Origin of the sequence: Niveibacterium sp. COAC-50 (assembly GCF_013184235.1) — a bacterium.
GTDB classification, from domain to species: domain Bacteria; phylum Pseudomonadota; class Gammaproteobacteria; order Burkholderiales; family Rhodocyclaceae; genus Niveibacterium; species Niveibacterium microcysteis.
The window spans coordinates 151,636-174,071 of record NZ_JABCJM010000003.1 but is presented as its reverse complement, the minus strand read 5'-3'; the positions used below and the strand labels follow the sequence as shown (position 1 = coordinate 174,071).

Genomic DNA, 22,436 nt, shown 5'->3' with positions numbered 1-22,436 from the left:
GACCATGAACGCGTCCAATTCCGCGAAATGCTTATGGTGCGGACTCCCGGATTTACTCAACGGGATTGAGACTAGATCGCGTTGCCTCTGTTCTTGAATGCGAGTGCGGACTCCCGGATTTACTCAACGGGATTGAGACACGGCCGGCGGCAATTGCGAGCATGGAGCTAGTGCGGACTCCCGGATTTACTCAACGGGATTGCGATGTGTGGTTTACCGGGGTTACCTGTGTATCGCAGCGTCTTCCGCTTGACGCGTCGGCAGGGCTGCCATGGGGCCTCGCCAGGGGCATGTAACCCTGCTTGGCGGCGGGCATCTGCGCTTCGCGGTGTCAGGGAAGGTAGCGCGTCACCGCCGGGGCCATGACACGCGAGGCGGTTCCGTTGGTGGCGACTGACAGTTCGCCGGTGACCAGGATGCGGCCGGCGGGGTCAAGCGCGAGGGTGTAGGCGTACTGTGCCGGGTCGCTGCTGTGTTGCCCGCCCAGACGCAGGCCGTTGGGGCCAAAGGCTTCGTCCGGCGTGCTGTCGGGCAGGTAGCGGCGCAGTTCGGTGGTCTTGATCGGCATGCATTTCCCGATGGGGTCGTCGAACCAGACCGGCACGTAGGTGTCGCCGACGGTGAGGATGCGGCCTGCCGCGTCGATGACCAGCGCACGCGCCGCGTTGAACAGCCCGGGCGAGGCTTCGGCCGTGCGCAGGCCGCGTGTGCCGAAACTCGCGTCGGGGTTGCCGTCGGAATCGAGGCGCGCGATCAGGTCGGCGCAGTGCGTGCTGATGCCTTGGCAGTTCTTTCCGGCGGCCACGATGTGGCCGGCTGGGTCGACGGCGAGGGCACGCAGGTCGCTGTTCTGCTTGAGATCGATGCGGGTGATGCCTTGTGCCCCGAAGCTGGTGTCGTAGCTGCCGTCGTCATTGAGGCGGATGACCAGTGCGGCGGCATACGCCGTGGCAATGGGCTCGGTGCCGGCGATGAGAATGCGCCCATCGGGTTGGATGGTAAGTGCGTGCGCTTGACCTGCGCTGAGCGGTGCCATGATGACGGTGCGCCCGTTGGAGCCAAAGGCGGGGTCGGGTCGACCGTCAGGCAGGCGCCGTTCGATGACGATGCGGGATGTGGCGTTGGCGCTGGTGACGATGCGACCTTGGGCATCGATGGCGAGATGCTGGTCTTGCAGCGGCGTGGCGTAGCTGGAGGTGACCAGACCGTTGCGACCGAAGTCAGGGTCGAGGTGGCCGCGCGCGTCGAAACGGGCGATGAATGTGTTGGCGAGATCGCGGCCAGCAATGATGTAGCTGCCATCGGCGGCGCGCGCCGCGTCGAGAGGATTGGCTGACACGAAGCCAAAACGGGTGGCGGTGTAGCCGCCGCTTTCGCCGAAGTGCGGGTCGAGTTGCCCGTTTGCATCGAAACGGTATAGCGCGAAGCGGGCGCCCTGGTCTCGCGTATCGAGCCGCCCGGCGAGGACGAGCCCGTCGCCGTCCGGAAAGGCGGCGATGCCGTAGTTGGTGACGGCGTTGAGGCCGGGGTCGAACCAGGCGCGTCCGCCGACGCCCCAGGTCGTATCCCTGTGATCGGGGTATTCGCCGAAGCAGGTGTGCGGATTGGCTTGCCCACCGCATGCGCAGAGCATGAGCACGACGAGGGTGAGCGCGGTCTTGCTGAGCATGGCGACGATGGCTTGCATCGTGAGGCTCCCGAAGGTGGCGGCCGGTGCTCGGCCATGACGCGCACTGTGTACCCAGCGCGGGCGTCGCGACGGGATCTACAAGCTTGTGACGCGTTGCGAGGGCGGCTGGGCGCTGCGGCGCGCGGGAAGTGGCCGCGGGCGGGCGGCGAGACGTGTGGTTGGCGATTGGGCCGAGTCGGTCGAGTGGGACGAATGGGGGCTCGGGGATGTTTGCCCGCTTTGCACGGGCAGGTGATCGTGCTCCCGGAGGTCGCTGGACGCTGGGTCGATTGCTAAATACTGCGCGCAAGGATGTTCAGACGCGCGTTGGTGTCTGCGCGCGCCACGATGTATTCCTCTAGCCGCGGATTGAGCGCGTCCATTTCGTCCGCGGTGAGTTCCTTGCCGCGCAAGGCGGGCGGAACATCTAGGCTGAGGTGCAGGTAACGGCCGCCTGCTTCGCAGATGCGTGCAGCGAGTTGCACCGGAAGGATGCCCACGACGGTGTCGCCAGCACGCAGTACGGCCGGGTCGACATGAGCCACGAGTCCATCGACGACGATGCCCTTGCGTTGAAGCCATTCGACCGCCCCGGGGTGACGTGTGACGATCCAGATTCGGCCTTCGGTGCTCGACACTTGATTCCTCCTCAAACCGTGAAATGTTGTCGCGTTTCATCCCGATTCCGTTGTGTCGGTAGCGGATGAGGAGAAGCTTAGTCACCAACATGAGCGCGCCTGCCAAGTGACAAGCTTGTGGCGGACGCCGTGGTCAGCGCCAGACCCTAGACTTGGTGGAATAGAGCCCACACTTAAGCCGGCCTTTGTCGACCAACCGCATTGATCTGGATCGGATCCTTTTGCGCCACGCCGTCGCTATGCTGTCGGCGGGGCAATAACAAACAAGAATCTCAGGAGCAACCCGATGAAAACATGGTTTGTGTCTCGGCATCCCGGCGCGGTGTTTTGGGCGCGCGATGCGGGGGTCAAGGTGAATGACAGCGGTATTGTTGGCGACCTGGACGTCCAGAACGTTTCGCCCGGAGACGTTGTAGTCGGAACGTTGCCAATGAACCTTGCGGCAGACGTGCTCGCAAAGGGGGCGAAATATCTTCACCTGGCGCTTAACCTCCCGGCCGACGCGCGCGGTCGCGACCTCACGGCTGACGAGATGCGGACATTCGGCGCCCGCCTGGAGGAATACGAGATTCGGCGGATCTCCTCGCCGCACCTCGCGGAGCCATCGCCAGGTGAGACGACAAACGTCATGGTGTGCATCGCCTCGGGTCAGACCTTGCAGAACGTCCTGCCTTTCGTTCTGACGTCAGCGACGAAGCTCTACATCGCGGTCAGCGATGCGCCCGAATCGCGTCGATCTGCGGAGAAGCTGCGCATGGTGGTTCCTGATGTGGTGATCGTGGCGGGCGCGCCTGCGGCACCTCTGGCCGCCGTTGAACGCTTTGCCAGTGAACTCTATGCGCGCATCCGCGCCGAGTTGCCGAAATCGCACATCATTTTGAACGCCACTGGGGGTACGAAGTTGATGTCCGCTGGCTTCGTCAATGTGCTCGGCCCGGTGGGGGAGGTGATCTATTGCGACACCGAAAATGACCGGCTGGAGTACCTGCAGCCGAGCAGCCTCAGGCCGGTGGCACTGCCTGCCGATTTGCTGGAGGTCGAATCCTTGCTTGCTGCGCAGGGGCTGAAGGCCACGACGATTCAGTCCCGCGCGGCGGGTTGGAAAGGCCGCGCGGAAGGCCGACGCCATGTCGCGAAGTCACTTATTGAACTTGCAGTTGCGAATCCCGGCGCGCTGGGTTGGATCAATGGCAACTCGAACCCCGCCTTCAGTGCGCCACGTGGCTACAAAGGGGATCGTGATAGGTTCTTCGAGCCTACCGTGCGTTTCCCGAAAGATTCGAAGCCGTTTGCCGCGGTTAAGCGCGCGCTGAACGAAATGGCAGATGCTGGTTTGCTTAGCTGGACAGACGAAGCGGTGACCTACACAAGCCGTGACGCAGCGGTATTCGTGGGCGGCGGCTGGATTGAGGAGTGGGTTGGGCTTGAGGTTGCCGATCTTTGCAAACGTAAGGGCATCTCCGACGGGCACTGGGCCGTTGGCGTCAAGGTTCTCCCAGTTGATGCAGCGTTTGACGAAAAGAAGTCACTGAACGAGCTTGATCTCGTCGTGGTGTGGCGCAATCGCTTGCTTGTCGTTGAGTGCAAGACCTCTCGCGCCGTGGACAACAACTCCGAGAACCAGACCATGGTTAATAAACTGGAGGCAATCGGCCATTACGTTGGCGGGCCGTTCAGCACCAAATGGCTGGCGACCGCCGTGCCGATCCACGATCAGCTTGCGCTCCAGCGCTGCAATCAGTTCAACGTTCGCATAGTGGATGCGAAGGGCCTGAAGAAATTCGCGTCGTTGGTGGCTGAGTGGATGCAACTTGTCGATGACAAGCCCGCTAAGCGTGAGGGGGCAGCTGGTTCACTGGCAGACGCGTTTGCGGCGGCAAAGCCCAAGACCAAAGCCGGTAAGAAGCACTGAGGAGCGGGAGCATGACAGTTCATAGTCTGCAGATCCTGCCGGGCTCGCCGTCATCCTACCCGACGCGAAAACTGCTGGCGGTGACTGGCATGACCCCGCAGGTCCTGACCGAGACGCTGTTTGCGCTGGTCCGGCCTGAAAGCGGCGAGCCGTTTGTGCCGACGGAGATCCATGTACTCACCACCGCCGAGGGGATGCGCCAGATCGAACTGCGTTTGCTGGATCTGGCCTCAGGGCATTTTCACGCCCTATGCCGTGACTACGGTTTGCCGCCAATCGCGTTCGATCGCAGCCATATCCAGACGCTCACCGATGCTCAGGGCGATGAGCTTGAAGACATCCGATCGCCGGAGGAAAGCCAGCGTGCCGCTGACGCGATCATGGACTGGGTCCGCAGCCATACTCAGGACGCAGACTGTGCGGTGCATGTTTCCCTTGCTGGCGGGCGCAAGACCATGGGCTTCTATGCGGGCTACGCGCTGTCGCTGTTCGGTCGCGAGCAGGACCGCCTCTCGCATGTACTGGTGTCCGCTCCGTTTGAGCAGATCCCGGACTTCTTCTATCCGCCGCCCCAACCTCGTGTGCTTCAGACCGCAGACAAGTTGCGCACGGCGCGCAGCAGCGACGCCAGGATCTTCCTTGCAGACATCCCGTTCGTCAGACTCCGCTATGGATTGCCGGAGCCGGTCAAGACCGGCACAACCGGTTTTTCCGCAACCGTCGTTGCGGCGCAGTCTGGACTAGGCCCAATCGGGATCGAACTCGATGTGCCGAGGCAAGTACTGCGTTGCGGGGGACGCGACGTCGCCCTGGCTCCACAGCTATTTGCCTTCTACCTTTGGCACGCCCGCCGAGCCAAGGCGCTGGGAGCGGCTGCATTCATTTCCCAGCGCGACGCCGATGACGTAATCGGGGACTTTCTAGCTTGTTACCTTGAGGTCCTCGAATGGGACGATGCACATCCGGACTTTATCAAGCTCCGTAAGGCGCTTGAGCACGGTTTCGACAAGGACACCTGGGCTGAACGGGTGTCGCGTATCGAGAAGGCTGTCCGGCTAGCCTTGTCGGGCGCTAACGCCGAACCTTACCGGTTCTCCCGCAAGCGGTGCGGGCGTGGTAAGGCGTTGGCCATCGCGCTTGCCGGTGTGCCGCAAGAGCGCATCAGCATCATCGATATGCCGCTGAAATCGGTCTGACTTCGGCACGGTTGGGCACCTTCCCGGTCGTCCTTTGTCTGCCTGCCGAACAGAAGACTCGCGGGACTGCCTCATCGCGGGCAACCGAGCCCCGAGCGTCGCGACTGTTTTGTTGCGGTGACGACAAGCTTGTTGCGCGCGTCTCCGGCGTTCGAGCAGCGGCACACTGCACCTCATCGACACTTGAGGAGCAGCGGAGATGGAAGTGCGTGGTGAGCGGATCATTCTTGATGCGAGCGAATGGGCTCTGTTGGAGTTGGCGTGTCGCGGCGATTCACGCCCGCAACTCACCCGTGGCGACTTCGCTCGCTGGCTGCATAAGCCCTGCGGTGACGACATGCTCGCAATGGCCAACGGTGCGCGACTGGCGCTGGGCGCCGCATTCGAGAAAGCGTGCGTGGCCAGGACGAGCGTTTGCCCGGCCGATGCAGGGCCGGAGTGCTGTGCTCGCGGTGGCGGGTACTCCGATGTTGTTGCTCATTTCCAGTGCGGCGCTCTCGCAAGCGTCTGAGTTTCGATCCCTGACAAGCTTGCCGCGCCACCGGCGCGCGGCACTTCAGCGGAATACTTCCAATCCATCACTTCAACCATCGAACAGCGGAGGTCGAAAATCATGAGGTACCTGTTTCGCGGCATCTTCCTGTCGTTGGTTCTGTTTGTCGGCAACATCGGGCTGCTGCAGCATGTTTCATGGATGCCGCAGGCGCTGCGTCTCGTGGCGGCTTACCTGGCCACCGGCTGGATCCTTGCCCCGCTGATGCCGATCTGGCTGCGCGCGAAGCCGACGCCGCCGGCGCTTCGGGACGTGCTGGTGCCTGCGATTCTGAGCCAGGGCGCATTTGCGGCGTTTGAGCGGCAGTTCATCTTTCTGTCCTGCGGCTGGATCGTTGCGATCGTGCTTGCCGAATTTGGTGTCGCGCTACCGCTTCGGCCGATGATGTCCAACACCGTTGTGATGTTGCTGGTGACCAGCTCACTTAACGCGGTGCTCGGGTTCTTGGTCGCGCGTCGCATCGTTGCCAGAAAGGCCGGCCAGGAGGCTGTGCTGCGCCAGGCCTGGTCAAACTGGAGCGAACAAGGCGGTTCGAGCGAGGAGTGCGCGCGCCGACAGGCCTGGATCGCGTCCGGTGATTGGTCGCCGTGGGTTGGCGTGGCCGGTGCAGCAGCCGCCGGCTTCGCAGTCGCCGAGCTGGCAAGTTGGGAGGATTCCGTCTCAAGCGCGCTGGACGATATGGGGTTTGATGCCGCTGACACCCGCGCCGACTGGCTGACCAGCACGGACTGGTCTACGGGAACGGATTGGTTGGATAGCTCCGCGGTGTCGAGCGGCATATCCAGTGACGATTTCGCGATCAACCCCGCGACCGGGCTGCCGATGATCGGCGGCATCGGTGGCCTCGATGTCGCCGGCAATACCTACGGCACGGACCACACATCCTTCTCGTCGTCCCACGACTTTGGCTCGTCGAGCTGGGATTCGGGTAGCAGTTTCTCGTCCACTGACGATGCCTGGTCTTCAAGCAGCGATTCAATCAGCAGCTTTTCGGATTCGTCTTCATGGAGCGACAGCGGCTCGATGTTCGACTGAATCAAGCCATTCGCTGACCGTCACCACTGCCCCGAACACCCACTGTCCAGCCTGTCGAAAGCGATCCGTTCATGAACCTGAATCAACAGCCTTCTGAGCCGAGCACCGCAGAACACGAACTCGACGTGCGCAGCGAGGTCATCGCTTGCATCCTAATGGTGCCTCTCAGCGCGGCGCTGTTCTTCAACGTGCCGCGTCCATCCCTGCTTGCCGGCCTTGCACCCGACGCCGTGGCGTTTCTGGGGCGGGCGTTCTGCACTGCATGGGCACTGGTCGCGAGCGCGCAGGTGCTCGACAGGCTCCCCGCCCGTATCTACCGACGTCCTGCCTTCTGCATGCTGCAGTTCATGTCCGTATGGGTCGCTGCAGAGTTGCTGGTCGCCGGCGGGCTGGTCGCGAGTCTCGGGCGAGATCGTAGCGGTCTGATGATCGCGCTGGGGGCAACCGTTCTGCCCACCATCGCACTGGTCGAGTTCTCGGTGCGCTGGTCGCTTCGGAGGGATGAAGAAAACCCCTTCCAGATGTTTCGTCTGAATCAGCCGGTCGGTTTCACAAGGGCCGTACTTTGCCTCTCGCCGTTCGTGGCATTTTGCTCAATTGGGGGGTGACTAGGTGCGCATCCCGGATAGCATAAGGAAACAACGGATACATCGAAGTCATGAACCGCACCAATCAAATCGCACTGGGCGTCTGCCTTGCAGGTCTTCTGGCCAGCCTGATCGGCCTCTATCGTTGGGCTGTGCCCGCTATCGCCGCCAACGGCTTGTTCGCAACCGAGGCGAAGGCTCAGTGCGCCGCTGCGCCGGGGTGCTCGAAGGTGCTCACCTATACCGTCATGCGGGCAGATGGTCAGCTGGCGGCAACGGCTCGCTTCACCCTAGCTCAAGGGAAAGACAAAGGTGCCCAGCGTGTGGAGCTTGGTTCGAGCGTCAAGGAGGGGCTGATGCGCACGGCCGATGGTGGTTCGGCGTGGCTCGCTCAGTACCGTCGTGCTGCAGAAGTTGAGGTGCGCTATGAGCGCTAACGTAATTCGCCACAATTTGGCTCGACTGCTTGGCTTTGTGCAGATGGCAGCGGTGGTTCTCGCATTCCTTATGGTTCTCACGACTCACAGCTTCGATCCGTACAGGGAGGCTGCTGCCGTTGGGGACGTTGGCGGGTTGATGCTGTTCTTTGCGATCTACTTCGTGGCTGCAGCGCTGGTGGTTTGGTTGGGCGGAGTTGAGCGCTGGTGGTGGCCGTCGGCCATGTTGACGCCCGTTGTGATCTTCATGTTCCGCGCCTGGGAGTGGATGAATATCTACATTGAGGTGTTCGTCGTAGGCGCAAGCCTTGCGGGCATAATCCTCCTGCGTGAGTTAATCAAGCGTCCTGGCTTTGATCGGACGAGGGGGCACGCAGGCTGGGGAGAGGGCGCAGCCGACGGGCCTGGCGAGGAATCTCTGCAATTCCCGGCAGTGAAGGCGAAGGCCAGTTTTGCAAACGTTGTTGGCATGGAGGATGTGAAGTCGCGGCTCGCAGATGCAGGTAACGCGATCGTCGCCGCGGGCCGCAAGGGCGCTACCGCACGCAACGGCATCCTGCTGACCGGTGATCCTGGCAACGGAAAGAGTTTCTTTGCGGAGGCGCTCGCTGGAGAACTCAAACTTCCGTTTATCGCAGTGTCCTTTGCGCACCTTAGTAGCCAGTGGCTCAACAAAACGACGGTGAACGCGAAGCGCCTTTTTGACGAGGCGCGAGCGCAGGCTCCGTGCGTGCTCTTTCTGGATGAGATCGATGCCGTGATCCGCGATCGTTCGTCAATGAGCACTTCGAGCGAAGAGGCCCCGAAGACCACGGCGGCGATGCTGACCATGCTTGTGGACATCCGCGATGCTGGCGTGGTGGTGGTTGCGGCAACGAACCATCTGGACAGGCTGGACCCAGCCGCCGTTCGCGAGGGTCGCTTCGACTTCAAGATTGAAGTGGCCCCGCCTGACCTTCCAGCACGACGTGCCATCATTGCTGATGCTGTGCGCAAGTGTTCTGGCGTCCGTTTTGAGCAATCAGCGCTTGATCAGGCGGCCAAGCGCTGGCAGGGATACTCGGTGGCGCGCCTGAAGGCCGTCATTGAACAAGCGGGGCTCGATGCCAGGAAGCGCAGCGTGCGGAGTGTCAGCTACGAGCACCTTCAGGCCGCGATGCGTACTGTTCAAGGTCGTCGTGGGCATATTCCCGAAGACACCCCCAACGTCGAACAGGTTGCGATGGCGCCAGCTGACCATGCCGCGCTGCTTTCGGTTGCCGACCGAATGAAGAGCATCGAAGACTACGAGGAGTTTGGTGCCACAGTGCCGACCGGCATGCTGTTCTCAGGCCCTCCTGGGACGGGAAAGACCCTCACAGCGCGCGCCTTAGCGAAGTCGACCGGCTGGGCCTTCCTGGAAATCAGCGGAAATACGTTGATCAGCGACCCGTCCAAGATCGATGACTTGGTGAAGACGGCCCGTGATATTCGTCCGGTCATCGTTTTTCTTGACGAAGCCGATGACGTGCTGGGCGACCGTGCCTATGCGCCGAGTCACGTAGTTTCGGCTACCAACAAGCTACTTCAGGCTATCGATGGTTCCGGCGGCAAGGTGCATGACGTGGTTTGGATCGCTGCCACGAATCACCCGGAAAAGCTTGACAGTGCTGCGCTGCGCGGTGGTCGTTTCAGCGAGAAGTTCGAGTTCGCAACGCCGACCGCGGACGTCATCGCAGGCTACGTCGGCAACTGGAAAAGCGTCTCCAAGGCTTCCATCGGAAACGACGTGACTGACGGGTTTTGTGCCGAGGTGTTCGCTGGTGAGTCGATTGCCAACATTAAGGAAGCGCTGCAGCAGGCGACCAATCATGCTGTCAGTCGCGCAATGCGAGAAGGCATTAAACAGCCTACGATTACCGCTGATGACATTAAGGCCGGTCTACGCCGAGTCTCTGGCTGAGCGCCACAAGACCTAACGTCCACCGCCGGCGACGCGGCGTTATCTCTCCCAGGTGCCGCGTCGCAGCGGATCTATCGCGATCGCGTCGAGAACCAGTACGTCAGCAAAGCCACGACCTACTGGCTACGAGTTCCCGTTGTGCTTGACCCCACCGCTCGTGAAACCTTGGGTGCGCTTCAGCTATGTGGGCCCGTCGCTCCAATCGGTTGAACTTCGCAACTCGGGTGGCGCCTTCTTGATCCGCTTAGCTGGCGGATTGGAAGTCTCCACGCGCAACGGGACTGGCAATAGCCCTACGACGGAGCCGCTACCACGCGCGTAGTGCGATGGACTGGCGGCGGATCGTTGCCCAAACGCTGCGGGCACAAGCTCCCAGCCGCGACCTTCTATTTGTTTGAATTGGCTGAACATTAGGTGGCGCAATGAGTATGGGGTGACCCGATTCACTTTCCGCTCGGGCCATAATCGGTCTGACCACCTGCCAACCGTCGTAGAGAAGTACTTGGCCTGCTGCTGGCGATCAAACGTCACTTGGTTAACTCCGGAGCGCGCGAGCTCAGTGAGATGAGTAAGCCAGGGCGTCTCGTCGCCATGGTATCCAAGTCGGCGCATGCGGGCCCCTGTTCGGTCAGTCAGCTTTGCTCCAAGAATCTGAATCATCAATCGTGCGCCGCCTCCACCGTTGACGCCAACACCGAGGGCTATCTCACGAGGGCGGCACCCAGTCGCAAGGCTGACCGCCAAAGCGTCTCTATATAGACTGCCGGAAGATAGTTCCCATAGGCGCAGCAGATCGTCATAAGTCAGGCCCACGATGCTCTTCCTCTTGCTTCTACCGGGCGATGGCGAAGTCTTGTTCTTCGCTACATGGCGTTTCCACAGGCTGCCAGTCTTGTGTTTGTAACGTGTCCTCAAATAATCCGGTTCCAGCGCTTTCAGTACATCAACTTCTGCGAGCAGCTCACTTGCTATGCGTTCAACCGTTTCAGCCGGCATACCGAAATTAACACCCATGAGTCTGGTGAGTAGCTCCAACATGCGATTTACACAAACGTAAATCGCCGCGGCGCGGAGCTGATAAAAGTAGCGCTTCGACCGAACGGTGCTTAGCTTTTGTGGAAGGCCTCCGGCTTTGCATATTCGCGTCCACAGTTTCAAATAGAGCTCGGTGGTGCGCTGGCCGGGAAACTTCCATCCCACAAACACTGCCTCAAACGCACGGATCGCCTCCGCGGCAATCTGTTTGTGTTTGGGGATAACGTTAAATTCTCCGTATTCCATATAGTGGATCCCGCAACAAATCGATTCATCAATCAAGCGAGGGGGATGGCGGGTGGATGGCGCGCCCCGCTGATGCACCCGTCAATCGACCCGAAGACAAGGTAGCTCGGCCGCTAATGCACATAGATGCTTGGCTCTCAACCACTACGCTCACCGCTGGACCCGAACTGATTTGTAGGGTCGCCCGCGGCGAGGTGCCGCTGGGGCATGACTAGCAGTGCGCTCGGTTAATCCGCAGTCGATCATTGCGGCGATTTCACGCGCGTCAAAATAGACGCGCCGGCCTTCTATATACCGGTGCAGCGGCCAAGTACCTTGCACTAGCCGGTTCCTTATGGTCTGCACTTGCAATCCCAAGATTCGCGCCGCGCACCGTATCGGTACACGTAATGCTCCGCCACTTTGGAGCAGCACCAAGGCAAGTGTTGAATCCGAATCCATTTGCAGCCTTCCAATCCATGAGTTTTTAGGATTGGGAGAACTATGAGTCCTGCACTCAAAACGACCTAATAGCTATTTGAATCCAAATTCTCTTTGAGTCGGGTAAAGAACCTGCATTCCAGATGCAGTTTGGAGTGGTTTTGTGAAAAGTCCTTCGAAATGCACCGTTTTTCACATATTCGTTGTGGACCATTGGTGACTGTGGGCGAGTTGCAGGAGTTCAATAAAAAACTATATGAATCAATCGCGTATGCCGCCGAGGAGGGAGGTCGGCGGCTGTTCTTGTTAAATTATGTAAATAGCGCTGTGTTGCAATCAGGAAGGCCTTTGCCGAGGCGTCATGAGAGGTTTGGCGGATGCTGTCTGTGCTTTGCTGTACCCATTTCAGGACTGCTTGCAGTGCACTTGTGAAACAGCCGGCATGCGCCCTCTTGAATGCGGCCGTTGCAGATTTTCCCGATCGTGGGCGGGTGTAAGTACGGGTGCGTAGTCGGTGCAGTCTGGACGACCTATCCGCGCATTGGCTCAGCACGGTGCTGCAGAAGGAGCGCACATTACGGGCAACCGGATGTTCGACCACCAGTGTTGCCTCAGCTCTGTTCTGGCATATAGACGCGCGACCGACGACGAGGATGACCGTTGAGGTGCGTCGCGGTCTTGCGCCTAGGGTGTGGTGGTGCGGCGTTTAACGCTCGCCGCGATGGCTTGTGCCAATTCAATAAATGCGTCTCTCCTAAGAGGCTCAATGCCCATGTCTCGAGCCGTTTTCGTGTTCTGAATCACATATAGCATCGAGTCAGAAGCGTCGGGTTTGGCCTTCGAGTCGCCCCGTCCAACAACGAGGTATCCAAAGTCGACCGAACTGTCCTTGCGCACGATCTGTACGAATGATTCAACCGCCTTCGTTTCGGCAAAGCTAAGGTTTCGGTAGGGGGGCGACCATTCGCTGCGAAGTGATTGCCGGCTGGACGAGTCATAGTTCGACCAAAAGAAATCAGACTTTGCTCTAGGTTCCAGCTTTGCTTCGATCTGCTCGCTACTTCGCTCTAGTGCGCTTGCGTCTTCCAGCCACACGGTGATGTCCGGGTGGTTAGTCAGTCTGTATGTTGTGCCGATTGAGCGAGCAGGGCGCCCGTCATCACCGACGAAGAAGTATGGCAGGCAGATGCCGGGCCTATTTGGGATGTCACCATAGGGACGCGCAACGGCCCCTGTGGCGAAGCTGTGGAATTGCGTCATTTGGTCGGGCCCGCCCATGCCTTGGCCTGACGAAGATTGCCGAATAATGCGGTCGTCAATAAGAAGCGAAACGTCGTAGGCTGCATTCACACGGGTCGCAATTCCCCGCTTTGGTGCAACACTCAGAGCTTCAAATACGAGTCTTTCTCCGGTGCCACTAGCCTTGTTCTTGGCCCAACGCTTTGATTGCTCGGCATCGTCAATCCAGGCGCGTTCTAGTGTGCGCACGTCCCTTGGTCCCAGCCTATGGCTAACCAGTACTCTTCCTGAGTAGTGAATCGAAGACCATCCCGCGACTTCGCCATCAGCGAACTCGAATGGAGGTTGTTGTCCAACGACCTTGTACTGAGCCTCCATCGTCCTTGCTGAGTTCGTTGCGATTTCGGCGTCCCCGGGAAGGCTTAATTGCATCCGTCCGACGCATTCGGTTCGCCAGCCTGTCGCAGGTTCGTGCGCGATCGATGTTCCCGTCACCGCTATCAGAAGCAACGGCAGAAGGCGTCGCAACACGTCAGTAAAGGTCGTCTGACTCATGCTTCCGTCTCGGCAATAGGGCGGCTGAATTCGGGGGACAGCTTGGTCAGTCTGGTCTCGCGCGCGTCGCGCTCGTCGGTCGGTCTGTCATTTTCCGCAACCAACGATGTTGGGTAGGCGAAGCGCGCTGAGCTGGCTGACCCGATGCAACAATCGCATTCGGGTATGCGGCTAGCTCTGGTCGAACAAAACACGCTCGCGCACGTGCCCCTCGCTTTCGCGTCGTGTGGCAGTCATACCGGCCCACTTGATTGTCGCTTCGTTCTTCCACCCGTCCATTTCGAGCAAGTCGTTGTAGTCGGCATCGGTCATGATGGGGTATGCGCCAGGATTGGTCTTTTGCAGAGCAGCAACGCGCCGCTCGAAACCGTTGAGCGGCTTTCCTGCTTTCTGCTTTGCTTCGACGGCCTTGATCATCTGCGCGCGGTCGTAGGCCGAGGTCGGGCCGACGAGGTAGAAGGAGGCATGCGAGTCATGCACGTGGTGATCGAAGAATTCGGCAACCAACGGCGGTACCGCCGCCTTCGCACGAAGCTCGGCTAATGCAATTTCCTCGGCCTTGCTGAGAACCGCAATGTCCTTGGGGTGGCTATTTGCCAGCACGAACCCCGCCTGCACCGGATGCGCTTCACGCCACTTTACGGCTTGCTCGTCGCGTGTGGCCTGGGCTAGGTCGCGCCGGAAGTCCATCTCGCTGGCGGCGAGGTCGACGCGATCCTGAGTGTTTGCAGCCCGATAGCTCGCGAGCGATTCGAACTTCACGCCCGACGCGATCCGCCAGCGCCAATACAGGCGCATATGTTCCAGATGGACTATCCCTATATCGCCGCTACCGGGGCCGACACGGCGATATTCGTTGAAACGCGCAGCCAAAGTCTCGTCGATTCTCAGATCCAACATGGTTTCTTCGCGACCGTTTCGTTCCAATTCGGCGTCTTCCATCAACGGAACGCCAGCCTTACGGGCAGCCTGATACATGTGAATAAGCGGAACCTGTGATAGCAGTTCGTCCCGCGACTTTGCCTTGCCGTGTTCGCCTGGCGCGTAGCCGCCGCCGACGTCAGAGTGCGCGCCGGGGTAGATGCGCTCTTCGGTCGGGCACTTGCTCTTTCTTACCGTCGAGAGCGGAAACGATTTACGGATTTCGTGCGCAGCCACGTAGTGCACGCATTGTTCGATGGCGTCGGGCAGTTCCATGGTGCCGTCGGCCCAGCCCATGAAGCCGCCATCATTCGGAACAGGCGCCGAGTTCGCCAAGCCCACTGATGCGACAGTGTCAAACAGTCCCAGAAACTGAAAGCGCAGCGGGACACCAAAGAATGCCTGGCGGCCCGAGGCGGGCTCGCACAGATCAACCATCCATTTACAGAACGCGCGCGCTTCTGCCGCGCCACGAGAAAAACCGAAAACTGAAAGGTTGACCAGGCACACGGCGGGTTTCTTGTCCTTTAGGCCCGCGCGCAGGCGACGGCCCAATTCATGAAAGACGCCACGGCGACGGCTTTCCGCCGTCAGTAAAAATCCTTGTGCTGCGAGAAAGCTCGGGCCGTTGATGAGTTGTTTGGCTTCGCTGTCCGGAATCATTGGCCGGTCTTCGTTTGCTGCGCGGTGTATTGCGTTGATCACCTGGATCATTGCCCAATACAGGCGTGCCTCGCCGCCCTTCGCCATCGATTTGCCATCACTGCTTTCCGTGAGTTCGCCTATTTTCGGAAAAGGGGTGCCGACGCCAGGGACATAGATCCGGTAATGACGCGGCCTGACGTCAGCGTAGGCATCATGCAGTACGACGATATTTGAGTGGCTGCGGGCGTTGGGATCCTTGACGTCTTCCTGGTCGCGCTTCTTGTTGTTGTTGGTGCCGTCGAAAAATACGCCGATCGAGACGGTCTGCATACAGCCCGGTGCACTCGTTGCGTCCTGACTGACGGAACGGGCCCGCTGGAACATCTCTTTCGTGGAAAACGGCGTGGTGGCGGGTTGAGCAGGCGTTGGGGGAATAAAGGCACTCATGGCGCGGGCTTCCATTCCGGGTGATCAAGTGGGCGCGGCTGGCCAAGTTTCGATGGGTGCTCCGGATGAATCGGTCCTGCGTCGAAGACGTAGATCTTGACCTCGTCGTTGGGCAGGAACATGACCTGGACGGTGTTGGGGCGGTCGTAAGGTTCAATCGCAACCGTCGCTTCAAGCGCTTTACGCGGCCAAGGGTGCTTTCCAAAGGGACAGCGTTCATTGCCGGGACCGCTACCGCCACAGTCGCTGCGCTCCCATGTCACCTTTGCACTAAGCCCCTGCGACCACTTTTCCGGCAACTCGACACAGCAGACATTGCCGCCGCCGCCGCCAATGCTGATCCCGCCGCCCCACGCGCCGTTGACGCTGAACTCCTGAATGCCCTCAATGGTGTAGTTGTAGCCCGAGATGGAACTCACGCTGCCTTCAGGTTTGGCTGCATCGTTGGCGGCCTTGTTGCCACATCCATTCAGGAAAGCGGCAAGCCAAGCTGCTGCCAGAAAAGGTGCCAGCGTTCGAATCATTGCGCGGGTTTCCATTCCGGGTGATCAAGGGGGCGCGGCTGGCCAAGTTTCGACTGATGTTCCGGATGAATCGGTCCTGCATCGAAGACGTAGATCTTGACCTCGTCGTTGGGCAAGAACATGACCTGGACGGTGTTGGGGCGGTCGTAGGGCTCGATGGCGATAACCTTGGTGGTTGTTACCTCTGGCCATTTCTCCAGGTCTTCGATTCGCTCAGGGCAACCGATCTTCTTGTCGCCTCGGCAGTCTGTGCGCCGCCAACTCACCTTTGCACTCAGGCCCGGCGTCCACTTTTCAGGCAACTCGACACAGCAGACATTGCCGCCGCCGCCGCCAATGCTGATCCCGCCGCCCCAAGCGCCATTAACGCTGAACTCCTGAATGCCCTCAATGGTGTAGTTGTAGCCCGAGATGGAACTCACGCTGCCTTCAGGCTTGGCATCATTGTCCGTGCCCTTGTTTCCGCATGAGGCAAGCGTCATGGCGCACATTGCGAAGAACAGCGCGCGACGGATATTCAATAGGGTTGATGTCATCAGAGGTGGCTCATGGGTTTGCTTGCCTATCGCATGGCTGCGCAAGCGCTAGCACGCCGGCAGGGTTTGTCAGCAATTGCCAAAGCTCGTCCGGCCATTGTTCAGCCAAGTCACCAAAGCGCGCATTGCCCTGCTTGAGTTGCTGCCATGTTGGCGCCAGCGCAGGGTGCTGGTCGAAATGGACTTGCGTTGTAAGCCCTACAACGACGTACTGGAAAAGATCGGGGAGATCTTCAATGCCGTAGCCGTGCGCCGCGCTGATCATTTGCGCGAGCCTGCCATAGAACACATGTGGCGCGCTGTCCGGCACGAGTTCTGGCAGGCGTTCAACCAACATCTGAAAAACCATATCGGGTTCGGCGCTGCTCAGCATGAAAGCGAACTGGGCCGCATCCAATGTAAAGGGTGCGGCATCCTGTCTCTCTTGCGCACCTTCCGGTGCGGGCAGCGTGGATGTTTGAAGTGAGCCGTCGCGATCGATCCAAGCCCAAGTTGCAATCGAGCCTGCGAGTGCCACCTGCTGCGTTAGCATCAGGCTGCGCAGCAAGCCGGGCAGCATTCGGGTATCCGCGAAACGACAATGCAAGGGTGGCGCACCCTCGGTGTGGGCCTCCGCAAGCCAGATCAGCGTCTTGCGAAGAGTTGTGGCTGACTGCGTGCTTCCAATCAAGGACAGGCAGGGAAGCCCATTTGTCACACGGAGCAGCGTTAGAGTAGCGTGGGCGTTTGAGAAATCGACCGCGCAGATCAAGGGCCCCTGATTGCCATAGGCTTCGAATCGGGAGCCGGCCAACGCGGGGTCAAAGCGCATGCCGGTTCGAGCCAGGGAGGCGAGTTCTACCGGTGCAAGCATGCTGCCGTCGAGCACGGCGTAGGGGGTTTGACCTGCCTCGTGCCATCGCTTTGCCAAAGCGAGTAATTCAGATGGGAGCGTTTCGCTGTGACGTGAGACTGCAAATCGCATGACCATTGCTGTGTTCACTGCAACGTGGCAAACGGCGAGGCGCTGTTCATGGCAGCGAGCAGACAAGCGACACACACAGTTTGGGGAAAGAGCGGCAGGTGTGGGCTGATGTTCCCCGGCCCAGAAAAACTCTTCTGACTCGCATGCACCGTGAGCGTGCCCGGACATTGCACCGTGATGTTGCCGCCTTCGATGGTGATCGCTGCGCCACCGGCGGTGGCGAGGTGGATTTTCTTGGCGGCGGCGAAGTCGGCTGAGGCGTTGGCGGAGAGGATCTTCAGATCCTCTTTTGCGGCGATCTGCAGGATGTCGCTGTGGGCTTCGAGGCGCAGGGGGCCGGCGCCTGCGATCATCGACAGTCCCATGCCGCCTTCGCCGGCCTTCTCCGCGCCGGCAAGGATGCCGAGCGTTTGGCGGGTGTGTAGCCGCGTGTTGCCTTGCGTCACCCATTCCTGATTCGCACCGGTGGCGAAGAGCGCCGTTTCGTTGGCGGCGAGGGTGATGCTGTCGGCGGCGGTGAGGGCGATACCGGCTTTGGCGGAGACCGCGAGCAGTGCTGCCGCGCTGTGCGGCACGCCTTGCTTCTTGATCGGCAGCGCGGCATCCGCATACGCGGCGCCAAGGTCTTCCGGCGCGACGCAACCGGAGAGTGCTTCGGTGAGTGCGGCCGCGAGGGGTTTTTGCGGTGTCAGCGCGCAGGCGTTGGCTTTGCTGCCGCCGACATGGCTCGCGTAGGGCACCGTCTGATGCGTCTTCGCAGCGCCGTTCATCGCTTCGGCGAGTTTCTGTGCCTGGCGCGCGAGCGCGACGCCGGCCGCGTTATCGCCCGCGACATCCCCGCTGCGCTGCGCGTAGGTGGAGAGCAGGACGCCGCGTCCGCCGTTGATTGCGCCGAACGCGTCGGTGCGCAGCTCGAAGCCCTTGCCGCGGAAGCTGCCGCGGTAGTTGTCGCTGGTGTGGATCAGGTGACCCAGCGCGAGGCTGGTGGCCTGCTGCGTGGTGCTGACTTGGGCGCGCAGCTGGTTGTCGGAGTCGTCGAACACCAGCTCGTTCCAGCCGCCACCGCCCCAGGCACGACTGCGGATGCCGGAAAGCGCACCCGCGTTGCGGTGGTTCGCTTCCCCCGCCCCGGCGGCATGCCACAGCGGCGCATGCCCCCCGGTGAGGTTGCCTTGCGCGCTCGCGGCGCGATCGTTGGCCAAGGTGAAGACATTGGGATCGGGCGCACTGGCACGGCCGCCGGGGGAGGGTGCGACCCCATTCTCGCCGCGGCCGTTGAAGGCTGCACCGACGCACACCGGCCGGTCGATATCGCCGTTCATGAAACTGATCAGCACTTCCTGGCCGATGCGTGGGATAAAGCGGGTGCCGGCATTCGATCCGGCATGGCGGGTCACCACACGCACCCAGCAGGATGCGGGGTCATCCGCTTGCTGCCACAGAAAGCGCACACGGATGCGGCCCAGCGAATCGGTATGCACCTCCTGTGTGCCGGAGGCGACCTCTTCGCCATTGGCCCCCACCACCACCGCGTGCTGCAGGCCGGATGCGGTGGGGCGCGGGTTCAGGCGGGCGCCGGTGTCGTCCGTGAGTTGCGGGCGCCACGGGATCTCCGCACGCTGTGCGGCGAAATGACATGCGAAGCCGTGATGAGCGGCCGCGTCGATCAACTTCGGATCGAGCGCGATCGACGCGACGCGCGGTTCGTTGAAGCGACGACTGGGATCGTTACCCGCAGAGCATCCCGGCGCATCACCGAGCAGCGCTGCAACCGATTCGGCGAGTCCTACGGGCAGGTTGTTCTTGCCAGCACTCTCCACTGCAGTCAGCACAAATCGGCGCTCATGGCTGCCGGATTGTGTGGCGGGCAGCAGCGTGGCGAGTTGATCCGACAGCCCTGCCTTCAGATCGAACCAGGTGCCCGGTCGCAGGCTACGCACCGAGGCGTGTCCAAGCCAGGTCTCGACGCGAGCTTCTACCGCTTCACGACTGAGCCGCACATAGCGTTCGGCAAGAGCGCTGTTGGCGAACGCGTAGGTTCCTACGAAATCGTAGTCCTCCAATGCCGGGGCATTGGGGCCACCCATCGGTCGGGCGCTGGGCAAGGATGCGCTGATCGCGCTGTCGGCCTTGTAGTCGGTCGAGAGGAGCGTGGTGCTCGACGCGGCAAAGCGGCGCTGGCAACCGAAGGCGAGAATGCTGTCCTGTTCCTCGGGTGCGGCGGCACGGTGATAGCGCAGGCCCGCGCCGCCGATGGCGGACGCTGAGCAGCGATCCTGCGGCAAGGCCGCGCTGTCGGCGAAGATCAGCATCTCGTGCAGCGCTTGCTGCGAGACGGTGGATTCACCGCTCACGACCTCACGACCGCCCGCGTCTTCGTTCAATTCGCGAAAGCAGTAGCCCAGTCCCTCTTCGCAGAGCAGTCGGCTGATGAAGTCGAAGTCAGTTTCCCGGTATTGCACGCACAGCGAACGCGGCGGCAGCTCTGCGATAAAGCCCGAGACTTCATCGGCAAACCGCCACTGCGCAACGCTGGCGTAGGGCGCGAAAACCGCTTCGATGATCTCCAGCAGAGACTGCTCGAGGAAGACCCGACTGTTTGCGCTGCGGGTGGCAAACCACAACCACGGCGCCAGCGTCAGTCGATAGCGGGCGAGGCCGCCATTGGCGTGCAGTAGCGCCGCATCTTGCACGTAGCCAGAACGCTGAACACGGCTACCGTCAGCGAGGGTGATGCGCAGCGCGCCTTGTTTGTTGATCAGCTCCTGGAGATCGAGTCCGGCATCAGTGCATAGCAAATCCACCTGCCATGTCGAGAGCTCCGACAACGCCTCCCGTGCGCGAAACGTCTCCACGAGCCACGGCGTCGCATCCCCTTGGAGCGCAAACCCATACAGCCGCGATTCGGACGTGAAGAGGGAAGGGGAGAGCACTGCGGACAGCAAGGATGCGACCGACATGGCGGGAAAACAGAGAATCGGGATGCCGGATGATGACATCGGGCAATCCCAATGTCATGGGTGCTTGCAAGGGGATGTGATCTGGTTGGCATTGAAGCCCGCGTCTTCGACGTCGTAGGCTGGATCGGCAGGCTCGCTGGCACAGACTGTGCCAAGGGGCCGCGCGACGCGGCTCAAGGTTGGTCGTTGGTGCGCACGGCTTGTGGCGTCAAGCGCCGACCGTGCGATCGTCAGTCGGTCTCGTGTCGCTGCATGCGAACTAGTCGGGTGCCGGTCCTCGTGGCACCTAGGGAGCACCAGATACTGCGTGGGCGACAGATGCTAGGTGGCTTTGCGGTGCACACGTCGACGCTGCATGGTGCACCGATAGGACACCTACGGTGCACCGATAGGACACCTACGGTGCACCCACGGTACACACAACGTGCACCATCGTAACGGCTGCAATTTTGGGCAACCATCGGTGCCCCAGGTAGGCCTCGCGGAACGGGCACACCACCCGACCGATGTTTGTCGGAACAATACGGAAAACCGGGGGCGCGATCGTCGGATGCTGAACCTGAATCGCCATTGCACATGGGGTCAGCACATTGTCGGAACAATACGAACTTCGGCCGTACGACGACCATTTTCGTGCGTGCCGCAACAGGCACGTCGTGAGCATCGGAAGGTCGTTCTTCTTACGGCGGTTCTGCTCCGTGGAGTTCGATCCACGATAGGTAGGTGCAAGTCGCGCCGTAACCAATGGCGTTGGTTGGGGGCGTTGGTGCGAAGTGAAACGGTACCAAGTGTAGGAACAATACGGATTTGTGGCGGATACGGCGCCTTGGCGCCCACATCGGTACATCCGAGCGGGCGGCGCGTTTGAGCACGTGGATCGAGGTCAGGATGGGGGGCTTGTCGATCGGTCTGAAGACGTCACGCCAGAAACCCGAGACGCTTTCTTGTTGGACCGGCTCTAGCGAATGGAGTCAGCTCTAAATCGTGGTGCTACTCACCTGAGGGGGGCGGTCCGCGAGGTTGATGCTTTAGGTGGGGGGAAGCGACCTCCTGCTCGTCCGTCGTGTCAGTCCGTCACTTGATCGAGGCAGGCGCGCATCTCGAGTATCGCCTCGGCCGCACCCAGCGGGATCTCGATGTCCTGTGCGCGGGCGACCTCGCTCTCTCTCTTGTTAATGCGGATCAGTGGGCCGAGCATTCGTTCGCCGATACGGCGGATCGAAGGAATCGCAGTGCCGGCCCCAAGCTCGATGGTGACCAGTCGTTCACTCTGTGTGAGCCACTGCTTGAAGCGCGCTTCCTGCATACGGCTTCGGTGGTCGAGCCAAGCCCAGTCAGAGAACATCAAGATGTTTGGGCGTGCGATTTCACCGCATTCGGGGCAGCGCGGTGGCGCATTGCGCAACGCGCACTCCGCCATATCTACCTGCGGCGGGAAATCATCGGCAGGCCATACCCGACTCGCACAGCCATTCACGCACTGCAGGTGATGGATCGAACCGTGGATTTCCCAGATCTGGTTGGCGGAAAAACCCGCTTTCTGGAACTGGCCATCGACGTTGCTGGTGACGACAAAGGTGGGCAGAGGGCGCGCTGCGCCAATCTCGCGCAAGACAGCAAAGCCTTCGTGCGGCACGGTGTCACGGTAGAGCGCAAGCCGGTGCCCATAAAAACCCCAGGCGAGCGTCGGGTCCGAGCGGAAATGGGACGGATTGGCGATATCGGAGAAGTGCAGTTTCCGACGCCCGAGCGCAGGATAGGCGTTCCAGAACCCTTCTGGACCACGAAAGTCGGGCAGTCCGGAATCCACGCCCATGCCAGCACCCGCCGTGATCAACAGGGTATCGGCGTTTTGGATCGCTTGCGCTGCGCGCACTAAGTTTTGCAGAAGATCGGTGGTCATAAGTTGGCTCGCAAAGCCGTTTAGTGAAGGGGCGGGCGCACCGCGTACGTCGTACCCACACCGTACACACGT

The 22,436-nt window shown here is 60.8% G+C and carries 17 protein-coding genes and 1 CRISPR repeat array (1 of these 18 running past the window's edge); of the genes, 7 read left to right on the top strand and 10 right to left on the bottom strand.

All coding sequences use genetic code 11. The annotated features are described in order from the left end of the window. Window positions 1-206: direct repeats of the CRISPR family, unit length 36 nt; unit sequence GTGCGGACTCCCGGATTTACTCAACGGGATTGAGAC; it reaches 652 nt to the left of the window's first position. Between the two features lie 125 nt (window positions 207-331). Both HH302_RS13860 and csx16 (HH302_RS13855) read right to left on the bottom strand, forming a co-directional pair. Next, complete coding sequence (locus HH302_RS13860; RefSeq protein WP_172202827.1) at window positions 332-1,687, bottom strand: hypothetical protein; 1,356 nt, start codon at window positions 1,685-1,687, stop codon at window positions 332-334. Window positions 1,688-1,962: 275 nt separating this feature from the next. Beyond that, entirely contained in the window at window positions 1,963-2,307 is a 345-nt protein-coding gene (csx16, locus tag HH302_RS13855; RefSeq protein WP_172202826.1) for a CRISPR-associated protein Csx16, read from the bottom strand. Between the two features lie 286 nt (window positions 2,308-2,593). Here csx16 (HH302_RS13855) and csx16 (HH302_RS13850) point away from each other — a divergent pair, with 286 nt between their 5' ends. The 7 genes from csx16 (HH302_RS13850) to HH302_RS13820 all read left to right on the top strand — a co-directional run bounded on the left by csx16 (HH302_RS13850) (window position 2,594) and on the right by HH302_RS13820 (window position 9,969). After that, the gene (gene csx16, locus HH302_RS13850; protein ID WP_172202825.1) at window positions 2,594-4,219 is read left to right on the top strand and encodes a CRISPR-associated protein Csx16; all 1,626 of its coding nucleotides are present in this window, start codon (window positions 2,594-2,596) and stop codon (window positions 4,217-4,219) included. A gap of 11 nt (window positions 4,220-4,230) precedes the next feature. Then, window positions 4,231-5,415 (top strand): CRISPR-associated ring nuclease Csm6, encoded by a 1,185-nt coding sequence (gene csm6, locus HH302_RS13845; RefSeq protein WP_172202824.1) that lies wholly within the window; start codon window positions 4,231-4,233, stop codon window positions 5,413-5,415. Window positions 5,416-5,614: 199 nt separating this feature from the next. After that, complete coding sequence (locus tag HH302_RS13840; RefSeq protein ID WP_172202823.1) at window positions 5,615-5,926, top strand: hypothetical protein; 312 nt, start codon at window positions 5,615-5,617, stop codon at window positions 5,924-5,926. 102 nt (window positions 5,927-6,028) lie between these two features. Continuing rightward, window positions 6,029-7,003 (top strand): hypothetical protein, encoded by a 975-nt coding sequence (locus tag HH302_RS13835; RefSeq protein WP_172202684.1) that lies wholly within the window; start codon window positions 6,029-6,031, stop codon window positions 7,001-7,003. 71 nt (window positions 7,004-7,074) lie between these two features. Further along, window positions 7,075-7,611: a hypothetical protein gene (locus tag HH302_RS13830; RefSeq protein ID WP_172202822.1), complete on the top strand. Its 537-nt coding sequence runs from the start codon at window positions 7,075-7,077 to the stop codon at window positions 7,609-7,611. Between the two features lie 50 nt (window positions 7,612-7,661). Next, a complete protein-coding gene (locus HH302_RS13825; protein ID WP_172202821.1) occupies window positions 7,662-8,027 on the top strand; it encodes a hypothetical protein in 366 nt (121 codons plus the stop codon). Then, window positions 8,017-9,969 carry an ATP-binding protein gene (locus HH302_RS13820; protein ID WP_172202820.1) on the top strand — a complete coding sequence of 651 codons (1,953 nt, stop codon included), beginning with the start codon at window positions 8,017-8,019 and terminating at the stop codon, window positions 9,967-9,969. Before HH302_RS13825 ends, HH302_RS13820 begins: the two co-directional genes overlap by 11 nt. Before the next feature lie 180 nt (window positions 9,970-10,149). Here HH302_RS13820 and HH302_RS13815 read toward each other — a convergent pair whose 3' ends face one another. The 8 genes from HH302_RS13815 to HH302_RS13780 form a co-directional block, all read right to left on the bottom strand. After that, window positions 10,150-11,250 carry a hypothetical protein gene (locus HH302_RS13815; RefSeq protein WP_172202819.1) on the bottom strand — a complete coding sequence of 367 codons (1,101 nt, stop codon included), beginning with the start codon at window positions 11,248-11,250 and terminating at the stop codon, window positions 10,150-10,152. Window positions 11,251-12,354: 1,104 nt separating this feature from the next. After that, window positions 12,355-13,464: a T6SS immunity protein Tli4 family protein gene (locus HH302_RS13810; RefSeq protein ID WP_172202818.1), complete on the bottom strand. Its 1,110-nt coding sequence runs from the start codon at window positions 13,462-13,464 to the stop codon at window positions 12,355-12,357. A 171-nt stretch (window positions 13,465-13,635) separates the two neighbouring features. Next, window positions 13,636-15,492 (bottom strand): DUF2235 domain-containing protein, encoded by a 1,857-nt coding sequence (locus HH302_RS13805; RefSeq protein ID WP_172202817.1) that lies wholly within the window; start codon window positions 15,490-15,492, stop codon window positions 13,636-13,638. Then, window positions 15,474-16,001: a DUF3304 domain-containing protein gene (locus HH302_RS13800; protein ID WP_172202816.1), complete on the bottom strand. Its 528-nt coding sequence runs from the start codon at window positions 15,999-16,001 to the stop codon at window positions 15,474-15,476. The genes HH302_RS13805 and HH302_RS13800 overlap by 19 nt, the downstream gene beginning before the upstream one ends. Further along, entirely contained in the window at window positions 15,998-16,537 is a 540-nt protein-coding gene (locus HH302_RS13795) for a DUF3304 domain-containing protein (RefSeq protein ID WP_172202815.1), read from the bottom strand. The genes HH302_RS13800 and HH302_RS13795 overlap by 4 nt, the downstream gene beginning before the upstream one ends. Window positions 16,538-16,547: 10 nt before the next feature. Next, complete coding sequence (locus HH302_RS13790; protein WP_172202814.1) at window positions 16,548-17,501, bottom strand: DUF4123 domain-containing protein; 954 nt, start codon at window positions 17,499-17,501, stop codon at window positions 16,548-16,550. Window positions 17,502-17,515: 14 nt separating this feature from the next. Further along, a complete protein-coding gene (locus HH302_RS13785; RefSeq protein WP_172202813.1) occupies window positions 17,516-20,500 on the bottom strand; it encodes a type VI secretion system Vgr family protein in 2,985 nt (994 codons plus the stop codon). Between the two features lie 1,027 nt (window positions 20,501-21,527). Next, a complete protein-coding gene (locus HH302_RS13780; protein WP_172202812.1) occupies window positions 21,528-22,364 on the bottom strand; it encodes a Sir2 family NAD-dependent protein deacetylase in 837 nt (278 codons plus the stop codon). Window positions 22,365-22,436: the final 72 nt, after the last annotated feature.

Bases quoted from the DNA above. Each gene is read 5' to 3' on its own strand.
- HH302_RS13860 (WP_172202827.1), bottom strand. From the start codon at position 1,687: ATGCAAGCCATCGTCGCCATGCTCAGCAAGACCGCGCTCACCCTCGTC.
- csx16 (WP_172202825.1), top strand. From the start codon at position 2,594: ATGAAAACATGGTTTGTGTCTCGGCATCCCGGCGCGGTGTTTTGGGCG.
- csm6 (WP_172202824.1), top strand. From the start codon at position 4,231: ATGACAGTTCATAGTCTGCAGATCCTGCCGGGCTCGCCGTCATCCTAC.
- HH302_RS13840 (WP_172202823.1), top strand. From the start codon at position 5,615: ATGGAAGTGCGTGGTGAGCGGATCATTCTTGATGCGAGCGAATGGGCT.
- HH302_RS13835 (WP_172202684.1), top strand. From the start codon at position 6,029: ATGAGGTACCTGTTTCGCGGCATCTTCCTGTCGTTGGTTCTGTTTGTC.
- HH302_RS13830 (WP_172202822.1), top strand. From the start codon at position 7,075: ATGAACCTGAATCAACAGCCTTCTGAGCCGAGCACCGCAGAACACGAA.
- HH302_RS13825 (WP_172202821.1), top strand. From the start codon at position 7,662: ATGAACCGCACCAATCAAATCGCACTGGGCGTCTGCCTTGCAGGTCTT.
- HH302_RS13820 (WP_172202820.1), top strand. From the start codon at position 8,017: ATGAGCGCTAACGTAATTCGCCACAATTTGGCTCGACTGCTTGGCTTT.
- HH302_RS13815 (WP_172202819.1), bottom strand. From the start codon at position 11,250: ATGGAATACGGAGAATTTAACGTTATCCCCAAACACAAACAGATTGCC.
- HH302_RS13810 (WP_172202818.1), bottom strand. From the start codon at position 13,464: ATGAGTCAGACGACCTTTACTGACGTGTTGCGACGCCTTCTGCCGTTG.
- HH302_RS13805 (WP_172202817.1), bottom strand. From the start codon at position 15,492: ATGGAAGCCCGCGCCATGAGTGCCTTTATTCCCCCAACGCCTGCTCAA.
- HH302_RS13800 (WP_172202816.1), bottom strand. From the start codon at position 16,001: ATGATTCGAACGCTGGCACCTTTTCTGGCAGCAGCTTGGCTTGCCGCT.
- HH302_RS13795 (WP_172202815.1), bottom strand. From the start codon at position 16,537: ATGACATCAACCCTATTGAATATCCGTCGCGCGCTGTTCTTCGCAATG.
- HH302_RS13790 (WP_172202814.1), bottom strand. From the start codon at position 17,501: ATGCGATTTGCAGTCTCACGTCACAGCGAAACGCTCCCATCTGAATTA.
- HH302_RS13785 (WP_172202813.1), bottom strand. From the start codon at position 20,500: ATGTCATCATCCGGCATCCCGATTCTCTGTTTTCCCGCCATGTCGGTC.
- HH302_RS13780 (WP_172202812.1), bottom strand. From the start codon at position 22,364: ATGACCACCGATCTTCTGCAAAACTTAGTGCGCGCAGCGCAAGCGATC.